Consider the following 11,860-nt stretch of genomic DNA (forward strand, 5'->3'; position numbering starts at 1 on the left):
AAGACAATATCTGTATTTTCTTGGATCAGGGTTCACCTTCTCGGCAAGCAAAGCAAACTGCCTACCTTATTGACCGTGCGACACGAAAGCCCAGGTCCTCAACACGAAAGGTTGGATGACTACGCCGCCTGTTGGTGACAAGACAGCCGCGCTCATCATCTGCCCAACCACCACCTTTGAACACGCGGTAGTCTCCATAAACAGCTGGATCATAGAGATCCCAACACCACTCCCAGACATTGCCCAGCATATCGTAGAGCCCAAACTCATTCGGCTCTTTGCACCCAACAGTCTGCGGATTTCCAGCCGAATTTCCAGCAAACCACGCAATATCTTCAAGCGGACCATAGCTTGCCCCTTGAGAGCCAGCTCGGCAGGCATACTCCCACTCAGCATCAGTGAGCAGGCGAAACCCATCACTTACTGCACACCACTCAACCGCCCCATCTTCATGCACAAGATAAGATGGCTTCAGGCCGCATTTTTCAGAAAGACCGTTACAAAACCTGATTGCATCAAACCAACTGACAGATTCAACGGGTAGATCAACGCCAGTAAACTGAGCAGGTCGCTCCTCCAAAACAACAGCATAAAGCTGCTGCGTAACTGGATATTTTGAGGCAACAAACGACTGAACCTGAGCTGTCCATCGCTCCCCTCTGCGATCATCTTTCTGGAGAAGAACACCAGCAGGGATCAGCACCATCTCTGGCTTTAAAGTGGAACTCAACTCCCCCAGCAACTTTCCAACCTTCCATATCTCGACGCACCGAGTGTGGCACACCAACGAATAGAAGCAAACTTTAGGCGCTTGCAGCAAGCTTCAGAAAACAATTTTGACTAATGAAATGAAGGATCATCTCGCTCACTATGACCGGAACATAAGCAGACCTATGACAAAGCCTCTTGTTGTGATCACAGGTGCCAGTTCAGGCATTGGCGCAGCCCTTGCAAAAACCTTCAGCAAAGACGGACACCCCTTGTTGCTCTTGGCATTGTACAAGGAACCCATGATGGCAATGGACCTTCCCAATACGATCTGCAGCAAAGTTGATGTTACAAACCGCGAGCACATGATCAAAGCGATCCGCCATGCAGAGCAGGCGTTAGGCCCGGCAGATGCCATCATCAACAACGCAGGTTGCATGTTCTTGAGCGAGCTTAAAGACCAGAACCCCGAAGACTGGGAGACCATGATCGACGTGAACCTGCGCGGCGTCTTCAACGGCATCCACGCAGTACTGCCAGCAATGTACCAACGCGGCTCTGGCACCATCATCAACATAGGTTCCATGACTGCCAAGAAGCCCTTCTCAATGCGCGCCGCTTACGGCGCCACCAAGATCGCAATCCACGGTCTTAGCGAAGCCTTGCGGCAAGAAGTGGCAGGCCACAACGTCCGTGTCGTCACCGTCGTGCCGGGTCTGGTAGAAACGCCTCTCCCCTCCAGCACACGCGATCCAAAAATCCGCGAAGAGTATGAAGAACAGAAGCGACAAATCGGCGGGGCACTTGACCCACAAAATGTAGCCGACGCAACACTGTTTGCCTACAATCAGCCGCAAAACGTGAATATCCGAGAACTGGTGATCACCCCAACACGGCAATCTGCCTAAATTATCAGACCTTCACAGCAACGCCACTGACCTATGGTTCATTTTTGAACCACCATGTCCATATTTATCTATCTACCGGATCAAAATCAGCCACGCTATCTATTCTCTCAAGGAAGCAGACAAGACCTGTCCCCCAACGACACAAGAGGGTTTCTGGCCTCTGTTTTGTCTGCCTCCACCTTCACATATGAGGAGAGCTCAGATGGTTTCGATTGCAGTTTACCAAACCGTAAATGCCCCTATCTCCACTGTTTGGAACACCTGGAATGACTACGGCAACATCGACAAGTTCCACCCCGGCCTGCGCGCCTCATACTTGTTAGGCAAAAAGCAGAAGACCGGTGTTGGCGCAGTACGTCAATGCGACTTCACCGACGGCAAGACTTTCCTTAAAGAGCGCATCTCCGAGTATCTGGAGAACCAGCGCATAACCATCGATATCTATGACACCAACGCACCATTTAAAGATGGTCAGGCCATCTTTGAGTTTACACCACAAGGCCCAAGCAAAACTCGTGTCACCATGACCATGAGCTTTACGCCAAAGATGGGCATCCTCGGCAAACTGCTGACACCTTTCATGAAATTCCAGTTCAAGAAAGGCCTCCGTGGCCTTCTGAAAAGCAATGCTGACTATGTAGAAAAATACTCTGGCCTCAGGGTAGCAGCATAATCGTCCCTACACCTCCGAACAGATTGAATCTGACACGCTTTTTCGTGCCGGCTCAATTAAATCTTCTAATAAAACAATTAGGTGCGCACTGTGCGCAAAAATAAAATGAACAATACTCGAGTTACATTAGCATCCCGCCCAAATGGTATGATCAAGCCAACCGATTTCGACATACTGCAGGAAGACCTGGCAGAACTGAAAGACGGCGAAGTTCTGGTCAAACAAGTCTACATGTCTCTGGACCCCGCCATGCGCGGCTGGCTGGACGATGATGAAGGCAGTTACATGCCGCCAGTCCGCATCGGCGAAACCATGCGCAGCTTCGGCATAGGCATCGTAGAAGCCTCCAACAACCCAGCTTTCGCAGTAGGTTCCCGCGTAAACGGTATGTTTGGTTGGAGCGAATACTACATCACCACTGGCGAAGACCTGATCCCACTTCCTGACGATATCCCACTGGAACACTTCATGGGCCTCCTCGGTCTACCCGGCGCAACTGCCTATCATGGCCTCATGGAGCTGATCGACACACCAAAAGCAGGCGAAACTCTTCTGGTGTCCGGTGCAGCAGGTTCAGTCGGCTCACTCGTCGGTCAGATCGCAAAAGCAGAAGGCCTGAAGGTCATCGGTGTCACCGGCTCAGATGAGAAGAAAGACTGGCTCCTAAACGAACTAGGTTTCGACGCAGTCATCAACTACAAGACCGAAAACCTCGAAGAGATGATTGCAAAATACGCACCGGATGGCATCGATCGTCATTTCGAGAACGTGGGCGGCAAAATTCTTGAAGTTGCTCTCGATAACATGAAGATCGGCGGCAAGATCACCTTATGTGGCCTGATCTCCACCTACAACGACACAGAACCGTCCGTCGGCCCACATCTGGTCCGCGCCATAGCCCGGCGCCTCACCCTGAAAGGCCTCGTGATCATCGATCAGCAACACCGCTTTGGTGAAATCTTCGAAAAGCTCGGCTCATATGCGCAAAAAGGCCAGATCAAGTACCGCCTCGATATCGTTGACGGACTGAAACAAGCTCCAGAAGCCATCAACAAACTCTTCGACGGCTCCAACCAAGGCAAGCTGGTTATCCGCATCTAAGCCTCTGACGAAAAGTCAATTTCCGATCAAACACAGTGGCAAAGCCCTCAACGTTTGCCACCACCTTCCAAAGCACCGCTCCCCAAAGCGGTGCTTACTTTTTTGCTCATGCTTTCAAAGCCTCCCCTGCACGTTGCCTCAAGAACTCAAATCACCTAGCCTATTAACGTTGAGGGGGAGCTAGAAAATGCAAGAGACCTATCTGGAAGGAATCTTGTTAGCGTATGCTGCGTTTGCCATCGGCTTATTCAGTCCCGGCCCCAACATCATGGCAATCATCGGCACTTCAATGGCTCACAGCAGACCCTCTGGAAAATCGCTGGCACTTGGGATCGCCACCGGTTCATTCTTATGGGGTACGATAACGTTGATAGGTCTCACCAGCCTCCTCACATTCTATGCCTCACTGATGGCAGTGATTAAAACTGCTGGCGCTTGCTACCTGTTTTGGTTGGCATTCAAAGCCTTTAAGTCCGCTGGCAAAAGTCAGGCAAAAGAGTTGAACTCCATTATCTTGAAAGGCGATCATTGGGCCTATTATCGGCGCGGCCTCTTGATTCAGATGACAAATCCCAAAGCCGCACTTACTTGGATCGCAGTTATCTCAATAGCACTGGACCAAACCGCACCGTGGTGGGTAGGACTCTCCGTCGTTGTTGGAACAACAATCCTCTCTGCCATTGGTCATCTCATCTACGCTTACGCGTTTTCGACCCAAACCATGGTCAGCACTTACCGAAAAGCCAGAAGATGGATCGAAGGATTGCTCGGCAGCTTCTTCACCTTCGCAGGTTACAAATTGCTCTCAAGCGACATTTAAAAGAAAATACCAGTCGGCCTGTAAGCCGGGTTTTGTAAGGCACAAGGTGTTATCCCTGTACGCGACGGCAATTCATCTGGGATGCCCATTACTGAACACCTCTAGCGACCCACCCGGGCGGTCAGGTCTGGAAACATGACTGGAAGTAAACTTCCGCGCCGCCCCTATTCGGTCTTGCTCCCGGTGGGGTTTACCATGCCGTTTTTGTTGCCAAAAACGCGGTGGGCTCTTACCCCACCCTTTCACCCTTACCAATGCATGCACTGGCGGTTTGCTTTCTGCGGCACTTTCCCTAAGGTCACCCTCGCCGGACGTTATCCGGCACCGTGTCTCCATGGAGCCCGGACTTTCCTCCACTACGGCCTTTCAGCACTTGTAGCAGCAACCGTCCGGCCGACTGGTGCACTTGAACTACGGAGCCTAAGGAAAAAGGTCAAGCAAAGAATTACGCTTGCACACGGTCTCAAGCTGTTTCCATCGCCTGCTCAAGGGCTTGAACAAACCCGTACCGCAGTTTTTCATTAGCCTCAGCAAACCCGACAACAAGCCCCTTTTGAGGGGCACCCAGATAAAACACGGAAAGCGGATTAACCCCGAAGCCTTTCTGGTTCATCTGGTCTGCAACCGCAACATCATCACAGGTCTCTGGCAGATAAAGGCAGGTTTGCAGACCTCCCGTTGGCATGGACACACCAACCTGATTACCAAAACGCTCTCCAATAAGTTGGCAAAGAGCAGCACCGTTTTCATGATACGCACTGCGGATCTTGTTCAGATGCGCCCGAAAGTGCCCACTCTCAATGAAGTCTGCAAAAGCCATCTGCACATGAACATTAGCCAGTGCACCCGATGCCCGCTGCGCCAGCTCCAACCCCACCACATGCTCTTTAGGAACAACAGCATAAGCAAGCCGAATCCCCGGCATCAGAGACTTTGCAGAGGTTCCTATATAGATCACGGAGTGACGGTCGCTCAGCCCCTGCAATGCTGCAATAGGCCGCCCTTCAAACAAAAACTCACTGTCATAATCATCTTCCAGAATCACCGCACCTTTGTCATGAGCTTGCTTCAACAGCATCAACCGTTCGCCCATTTCCATACGTCGGCCAGTTGGGTATTGGTGCGAGGGCGTCACGTAGATCAACGAGGCACGCTCAGTCTGATCAATCTCTGTTAAAGCCCGTACTTTTAGTCCGGCAGCAAAGAAGGCAGATCGCGCCCCCAAATACCCCGGTTCTTCAAGCAGTGCTATGTCCCCTTCCTCAGAGAAACACTGGGACATGAGCGAGAGTGCCGACTGTGTGGTTGGGAATGCAAGAACCTGCTCCGGTGAGCAAACCACGCCGCGCTCCTGCGCTAAATATTGCGCCAGCACCCGCTGCAACTCCGGCAGGCCAGAAGTGTGTTCATACCCAAGCGCATTGCCATTGAGCAATCGCGCTGCACGTCGCAAACTCCGTGCCCACTGCTCTTTGGGAAACAACTCTCGCGAAGGTTCACCCGGCTGCATGGAAACGCCCCTTCCCGACGGGCTCGTGTAACGGTGATTACAAGAAAATCGCTTGCCACGCGATGAAAGCGGAGGTGTCGTTTCACGAACAGGACCTGCAACAACAGCCCCTTCAACCTCAGGCAAGGCCACCACTTCAGGCCGAGCACCAGACCGCACGTCCACCAGCCCTTCGGACCGCAGCAAATCATAGGCCGTGTTCACTGTGTTGCGAGAAACGGAAAGGCTGGTCGCCAACTGACGTGAGCTGGGCAACCGCTCTCCTTCAGGAACACGCCGCTTCAGAATTGCATCCCGGTACTGCTGATAAATCTGGCTCGACAGCGGAGTGCTGACCTCGCGATTGATCATCACAACATACTCAAACAACTGGCACCCCACAATTTGATTAAGCGGATCTATATGAGGAACCAGTTTTGCAGAGAATACAGATCAGCACAATACTTCTTCGCCCCGCAGCGGGGGTAACGTGCACAAATGAAACAGAAAACCCGGCAAGCAGTCAGAGCACAAACTCAAACCACTTGCCGGGCTAACTGGTCCCATATTGCCGTTTTCGCTCAAAACCGGGGACCAGAAACGGTTAAGACAATGACAGCAGAAATGACACTTGAAGCAGCGCCAAGCACTAGCACTCGTGAAACCAAGCCACCTAAATTTGCTCGTGTCAGAACAAGTCTGCGCGCGGATTATGATTGGAACACAATCCTCCCAATTCTGGAGAGCTCCCTCGTCGTCCATGTCGGCTTCATGGATGAAGACCGCCCAATGGTCATTCCCATGGCTTTTGCAGTTATGGACCGCACTATCTACATTCACGGCGCGAAAGCAGCGCGGATCGTGAAGAAGATGAGCAAAGACTCCCAAGTCTGTCTCACATTCACACTCATTGACGGCATTGTTGCTGCGCGGTCAGCTTTCCACCATTCCGTCAACTACCGAACCGCCGTCATTCACGGCACGGCCCGCCTTGTCACCGACCATCAGGAAGCATGGGACTCACTCAAGGCAATCACCGAACACCTTTTGCCTGGCAGATGGGATGAGGTCCGCCCGATGACGGAGAAGGAACAGATCTCAACTGGGGTCATCGCAATCGAGATCGAACACGCCTCAGCAAAAATCCGTCAGGGCGCTCCGGTCGACGATGCGGAGGATTACGCGCTACCCTATTGGGCTGGCGTTGTTCCGGTCACAACGTCACTCGGTCAACCGATTGATGATGGGAAACTACTGGATGGCGTGAAGGTGCCCGCTTCGCCAACAAATGCAGCTCGAAAGTTCGCCTAATTTTCGGGGAATTCGCCTAAAATTTTAAGAGTTAGGGTGGTTGACTTTGCCCGGTCAACCACCCTGATATGTCCTTGCAGACAGACTGACCGTCGGTCAGACATTCATAAAATTCTAAGAAACTTTGAATGGGAACTTACAGTCCCCCGCCCGAATATGCAAGATGCATTTAGCTGCGTGCCATAATATCCTTAACGCGCTTGCAGTACTTGGCACTAATCCGGTTCATACGCTTGGCATAGTGGCCAGCGTTGTATCGCAAAATGGTTCCGCACAGATCTCCGCCAGCGCGCTTATAAGCACCAGCCAGATATCGCATGCCCCATTCGATGTTGTTCTCTGGTTTATAAAGAGCTTTGGTCGAACCGCGATAACCCATACCACGTGCGGTAGATGGCTTAATCTGCATGAGACCAACTTCACCGGCACGGCCACGCGCTCTTGCGTTGAAGTTACTTTCCACTTCAACAACAGCCTTCGCAATGTGGTGCGGAACGCCGTGCTTCTTGGCTTTCTGTTCGATCAGCTTAACGTAGCTACCCTTTTTAGTAGCCGCTGCAGCTTCATCAGAGAAGACATTGGTATTCACAACACCGCCGAGCATAACACTTGCAGCAAGAACGGGGATTACTACGTTATTTTTTATTTTTGTAAGGTTCATCTTCATTTCCTGGCAATCATGTTTTGAGCAGGAGTGTTTATCTTCAGAAGATGAGACGAAAATCAGACAGGTCTGATCACGAAAAGTTACAATTTTAATGTTTAAAAACTGGCATAAACCTTAGTTTATGGCACAAAAAGGGCTGATGCAGGGCACATCAGCCTTACTTAAGGAAACTTTTCAGCAAAACAGAGTCATTCCCCTACGTAATCAAATCGTATTCATATTACGTATTAGACCCTATTTTACTGATATTTCAATGACATCTATCACAATCAGAAGGATTTTAGCTTTTTCAGCAGGCTATGCAGTGTCGCAATGGTCTGCGCATCAGCAATTCCATCGACTTTTGCAGGACGGAAGTGGCGCTGAAACGCCTCAACAGCATATTTGGTCTTCTCATCAAACACGCCACTGACCAACACATCATACCCATAGAGCCCCAGAAGCGACTGTAGAGCTTCAATCGGCTGTCCTTCGTCCCCCTCCTGAAAGAAGCTCGAAGCCTCAAGCACCACCGGCTCAATAAAATGCCCGACACCAGCCTCAGCTAACCGCGCCCATGGAAAATGACGGCCCGGATCCTGTTTACGGGACGGAGCAACATCAGAATGTCCAAGCACCCGCTCTGGTGAAATATTGTTGCGTTCACAGATATCCTTGGCGAGAGCAATCACAGCTTCAATCTGCACATCAGGATAGCCTTGCGTACCCGCTTCCTGATCTCCCAGATTGGAAATCTCGATTCCAATACTGCGGGAGTTAAGGTCATCCTCACCTTTCCAGCTGGAAACACCGGCATGCCAGGCCCGGCGACTTTCCGGCACCATCTGCGTAACCATGCCCAGTTCATCAACCAGATAGTGGCAGGAAACTTCTGAGCGCGGATCGCACAGCCAGGAAACAGCCTTCTCAGCACTTTCCATCGCCGTGTAATGCAAGATCAGCATATCAACGGCAGGAACGCGGCGCTCGTTGTGATTGGGAGATGGACGAAGACGCGCAGGCACTGCGCATTCAGTTTTAACGCTCATATTCCTCGTTCCGCGCAGATCTGCTCATACGCTTTATTCAATGCAACCAGCTTATCGCTGGCGATCTTGACGAACTCTTCGGGGACACCTCGACCAATCAACCGATCAGGATGTGTCTCCCGGACTTGCTTGCGATAGCAGGAGCGCACATCTTCATCACTCGCCACCATATCAATGCCGAGAACCAGATAGGGATCTCCATCCCCTCTTATATGACGGGCTTTAATCTGCGAAAAGCCAACAGCATCGATTCCAAAGATTTCAGCAATCCGGCTCAGGTAGGCAACTTCTCTCTCATGAATAACGCCATCTGCCTTGGCTATATAAAAGAGGCCATCCAGCACATCCGTACGCGTCGTCTCATCTTCAGCAAACAACACAGAGAGTTTGGAAGCGTAGATCTCAAAGCCCGCTACGTCCTGCTGAGCCAGTTGGAAGAGGCGCGAAACGTTGCGCTCCTCACCCGCTGGCATCTCAAACAGATCGTAAAATGCGATCACTTCGTCATGGGTCACAACACCATCAGCTTTTGCCATTTTCGCAGACAAGGCGATCATAGCGACTGTAAAGGCAACATTCCGGCGCGCTTCACCAACTGACTGAACAAGCTGCTGCAGCCGGTCAACCAACTGGGCACCACCGGTTTGCAGTGCACCTACAATCTTGTCAAAGCTGCCCCAAAAATTCATTGGCATCCTGCTCTCTAGTTCAATCTGCTTGACAATTTCGCCGGAAAAGACAGCAAAATAATTAGTCACCGCAAATCAGGTTTATACCTAACAAATTATTTATCAATCTGAATAGTTTGTTTCCCTTGGGTTTTATTTGCCCACTGCTATCTATAAGTGCCCATTGCATGATTTCAGTTCAAGCCTCAGTCAAGCTTGATCTCAAAATATCGCCCCATGAAACACATGGGTAATGTTTTACAGATATATTCGCTATTAATTAAGTACACATACAGGCGACAGCGCCAACTAACTTCTCAGTTGCCTGCTGCCAGCGCACATTATTTCGTGCGTTTCGGGATGGGGATTTCAAGTGGAAACGATACCTCCACATCGTAAATTACTTTACGCCGGCATAGTGTTTGCTGTGATTGGTGCCATTGCCACAAGCTTTTATGCCATTGATCAAGCGACTTTATATTATTTATTCAAGAGTGAAGCTCAAAAAGAATTCCATACTGCGAACAACATCATCAATTCACACCACCCTTTCGAGGCCCCTTCCAATGAAGACACGGGACAAAAGGATTCCTCTTCCCCGTTAAACTTCGGCCTGCGCGGGTCCAGCTCTGCCCCAACCACAGAAATCATCTCTTCAAGCTGGAAGCTGCCTGCAACCAAAGCCACCGCAGTCAAGCAGGCACTGGTAGAACAGTTTGAAGAGTTCGAACTGCTGGTCGTCAACGCTCCCGGTCGTCCATTGGCTGTCCATCCGCGGAATATGACCAATGACCGCGTAAACGAAATTCTGTCCGATCCCTCTGCTTATGACGCCTGGCACTCTGCACTCAACTCAGGACAGTTGGTGATTTACTCCAACTTCAACTGGCTTGAATGGCGGATACCAAAATTTGGCGTCGTCATTCCTTATGTAAATGACGAAAACAAAGCGCGTGGCGGCTTTATCTTCACCACCAAACCAACGCTCAACACCGTCGTGTTTATGGACGCAATCGCCTTTGGGTCGGCCTTTGCATTCCTGCTGGTGCTCGTCGTGGCAATTGCCTCTATCATGTTCGCCTGGAAAGGACTGCATGATCGCTGGAAAACCTCCAAAACGATCCGCTTCCTCGCGCACAACGATCCACTGACCCACTTGCCAAACCGCGCTGTTTTCTCTGACGAGTTAAACAAGGCACTCCGCAAAGCATCCATTACAGCTTCCAATGTTTACGTCATTGCCATCGACGTTGATAAGTTCAAGGAAGTGAACGACAACCACGGCCATGCAGCTGGCGATACATTCCTCCAAATCATCTCGGACCGATTACGGCTCGTCTTCACTGATCACCTCGTCTCGCGTCTTTCTGGCGATGAATTCGCCGTGATGATCGAAGGGGAATACACCAGTCACGACATCACCGTGCTCGCCCAGCGCGCCATGGCAACCACCAATTCCAGCTGCGTCATCGACAGCAAAGAAATCCAGATCTCCTTATCTATGGGCATCGCTCAGGCAACCGATGCCGCATGGCGGTCTTCCCGCCTTCTCCATTGCGCTGACCTGGCGCTCTACCGCTCCAAGAACGGTGGCCGCTCCACTTACACCTGGTACGAGTCCAGCATGGATGAAGAGCTGGAACGCCGCCGCGAGCTGGAAACAGAGATGATCCGTGCGCTCAAGCTAGACGGCTTCTCAGTCGTGTATCAGGCTCAGGTTGGTCTGGCAGACAACAAACTCAAAGCTTTTGAAGCCCTGCTACGTTGGGTCCATCCGGAAAAGGGCCGCATCTCACCAGAAGTCTTCATCCCGATCGCGGAAGACACAGGCCTTATTGAAGCGCTCGGCGAATATGTGCTCAAAAAAGCTTGTACTGACGCGGCAAGCTGGGCTGACCCAAGCCTGAAAGTCGCCGTCAACTTCTCGCCTGCGCAGTTCAAGACCGGATTGATCGAGCAGAAGATTTCAGAAGCCCTCGAAGAATCTGGTCTGGCACCTGAGCGCCTTGAGATCGAGATCACCGAAAGCCTTCTGATTGCCGATACCACCAGCGTGGTGAAGTCACTCAAGAAAATCGGGAACATGGGCGTTTCCATCGCCATGGATGACTTCGGCACTGGCTATTCTTCCCTAAGCTACCTTTCTCGCTTCCCGTTCAACAAAATTAAGATCGACCGCAGCTTCATCATGAACATCGGCAAGGATGCCCACACTGATGCTATCGTTGCTGCGATTATCGGTCTTGGCCGTTCACTTGACGTATTGATCACGGCAGAAGGCGTTGAAGAAGAAATGCAGGCCCAAATCCTGCGAGCCGGCGGCTGCGATATCGTTCAGGGTTATTACTTCGGCAAACCATCCAACGTTGATCCGGCCAATCCGCACGCAAATGTCCGCTGCACGCTTGGAACACAAGAGGCCAAGCAGATTGAAGCTGCCTACGTCGGATAACCTCTCAAATAAGCCTAGCGAGAATAGCAGGATAT

At 51.1% G+C, this 11,860-nt stretch carries 11 protein-coding genes and 1 other RNA gene; 6 read left to right on the plus strand and 6 right to left on the minus strand.

Going from position 1 to position 11,860, the window contains the following annotated elements; translation table 11 throughout:
• Positions 1 to 61 precede the first annotated feature (61 nt).
• Positions 62 to 730: an SUMF1/EgtB/PvdO family nonheme iron enzyme gene (locus tag PsAD26_RS24230; protein WP_244278332.1), complete on the minus strand. Its 669-nt coding sequence runs from the start codon at positions 728 to 730 to the stop codon at positions 62 to 64.
• A gap of 163 nt (positions 731 to 893) precedes the next feature.
• Between PsAD26_RS24230 and PsAD26_RS24235 the strand changes: the two genes are divergently transcribed.
• The 4 genes from PsAD26_RS24235 (at position 894) to PsAD26_RS24250 (ending at position 4,210) form a co-directional block, all read left to right on the plus strand.
• The gene (locus tag PsAD26_RS24235; protein WP_063312689.1) at positions 894 to 1,616 is read left to right on the plus strand and encodes an SDR family oxidoreductase; all 723 of its coding nucleotides are present in this window, start codon (positions 894 to 896) and stop codon (positions 1,614 to 1,616) included.
• Positions 1,617 to 1,818: 202 nt separating this feature from the next.
• Positions 1,819 to 2,289, plus strand: a complete 471-nt coding sequence (locus tag PsAD26_RS24240; protein WP_063312454.1) for an SRPBCC family protein — start codon at positions 1,819 to 1,821, stop codon at positions 2,287 to 2,289.
• A 105-nt stretch (positions 2,290 to 2,394) separates the two neighbouring features.
• The gene (locus PsAD26_RS24245; RefSeq protein ID WP_084403819.1) at positions 2,395 to 3,390 is read left to right on the plus strand and encodes an NADP-dependent oxidoreductase; all 996 of its coding nucleotides are present in this window, start codon (positions 2,395 to 2,397) and stop codon (positions 3,388 to 3,390) included.
• Positions 3,391 to 3,577: 187 nt separating this feature from the next.
• Positions 3,578 to 4,210, plus strand: coding sequence for a LysE family translocator (locus PsAD26_RS24250; RefSeq protein WP_063312455.1), 633 nt, complete (start codon positions 3,578 to 3,580; stop codon positions 4,208 to 4,210).
• 5 nt (positions 4,211 to 4,215) lie between these two features.
• On the opposite strand, the gene rnpB is transcribed toward PsAD26_RS24250, so the two are convergent.
• Positions 4,216 to 4,611, minus strand: an RNA gene (rnpB, locus tag PsAD26_RS24255) — RNase P RNA component class A.
• A gap of 62 nt (positions 4,612 to 4,673) precedes the next feature.
• Positions 4,674 to 6,089 carry a PLP-dependent aminotransferase family protein gene (locus tag PsAD26_RS24260; protein WP_208985836.1) on the minus strand — a complete coding sequence of 472 codons (1,416 nt, stop codon included), beginning with the start codon at positions 6,087 to 6,089 and terminating at the stop codon, positions 4,674 to 4,676.
• 234 nt (positions 6,090 to 6,323) lie between these two features.
• Between PsAD26_RS24260 and PsAD26_RS24265 the strand changes: the two genes are divergently transcribed.
• Positions 6,324 to 7,010 carry a pyridoxamine 5'-phosphate oxidase family protein gene (locus tag PsAD26_RS24265; protein WP_208982028.1) on the plus strand — a complete coding sequence of 229 codons (687 nt, stop codon included), beginning with the start codon at positions 6,324 to 6,326 and terminating at the stop codon, positions 7,008 to 7,010.
• A 169-nt stretch (positions 7,011 to 7,179) separates the two neighbouring features.
• Here the strand turns inward: PsAD26_RS24265 and PsAD26_RS24270 are convergent, their stop codons facing one another.
• The 3 genes from PsAD26_RS24270 to PsAD26_RS24280 all read right to left on the minus strand — a co-directional run bounded on the left by PsAD26_RS24270 (position 7,180) and on the right by PsAD26_RS24280 (position 9,400).
• Entirely contained in the window at positions 7,180 to 7,677 is a 498-nt protein-coding gene (locus tag PsAD26_RS24270) for a lytic transglycosylase domain-containing protein (protein ID WP_057465711.1), read from the minus strand.
• A gap of 269 nt (positions 7,678 to 7,946) precedes the next feature.
• Positions 7,947 to 8,705 (minus strand): N-acetylmuramoyl-L-alanine amidase, encoded by a 759-nt coding sequence (locus tag PsAD26_RS24275; RefSeq protein WP_063308012.1) that lies wholly within the window; start codon positions 8,703 to 8,705, stop codon positions 7,947 to 7,949.
• Positions 8,702 to 9,400 (minus strand): DnaJ family molecular chaperone, encoded by a 699-nt coding sequence (locus PsAD26_RS24280; RefSeq protein ID WP_343229009.1) that lies wholly within the window; start codon positions 9,398 to 9,400, stop codon positions 8,702 to 8,704. Before PsAD26_RS24280 ends, PsAD26_RS24275 begins: the two co-directional genes overlap by 4 nt.
• Before the next feature lie 346 nt (positions 9,401 to 9,746).
• Here PsAD26_RS24280 and PsAD26_RS24285 point away from each other — a divergent pair, with 346 nt between their 5' ends.
• Complete coding sequence (locus PsAD26_RS24285; protein ID WP_208985837.1) at positions 9,747 to 11,825, plus strand: bifunctional diguanylate cyclase/phosphodiesterase; 2,079 nt, start codon at positions 9,747 to 9,749, stop codon at positions 11,823 to 11,825.
• The last annotated feature ends 35 nt before the right edge of the window (positions 11,826 to 11,860 follow it).

It is taken from the genome of Pseudovibrio sp. Ad26, from assembly GCF_001623285.1.
Classification (GTDB): Bacteria; Pseudomonadota; Alphaproteobacteria; order Rhizobiales; family Stappiaceae; genus Pseudovibrio; species Pseudovibrio ascidiaceicola.

Coding starts and splice junctions, on each gene's coding strand:
- PsAD26_RS24235 (WP_063312689.1), top strand. CDS start 894: ATGACAAAGCCTCTTGTTGTGATCACAGGTGCCAGTTCAGGCATTGGC.
- PsAD26_RS24240 (WP_063312454.1), top strand. CDS start 1,819: ATGGTTTCGATTGCAGTTTACCAAACCGTAAATGCCCCTATCTCCACT.
- PsAD26_RS24245 (WP_084403819.1), top strand. CDS start 2,395: ATGAACAATACTCGAGTTACATTAGCATCCCGCCCAAATGGTATGATC.
- PsAD26_RS24250 (WP_063312455.1), top strand. CDS start 3,578: ATGCAAGAGACCTATCTGGAAGGAATCTTGTTAGCGTATGCTGCGTTT.
- PsAD26_RS24265 (WP_208982028.1), top strand. CDS start 6,324: ATGACACTTGAAGCAGCGCCAAGCACTAGCACTCGTGAAACCAAGCCA.
- PsAD26_RS24270 (WP_057465711.1), bottom strand. CDS start 7,677: ATGAAGATGAACCTTACAAAAATAAAAAATAACGTAGTAATCCCCGTT.
- PsAD26_RS24275 (WP_063308012.1), bottom strand. CDS start 8,705: ATGAGCGTTAAAACTGAATGCGCAGTGCCTGCGCGTCTTCGTCCATCT.
- PsAD26_RS24280 (WP_343229009.1), bottom strand. CDS start 9,400: ATGCCAATGAATTTTTGGGGCAGCTTTGACAAGATTGTAGGTGCACTG.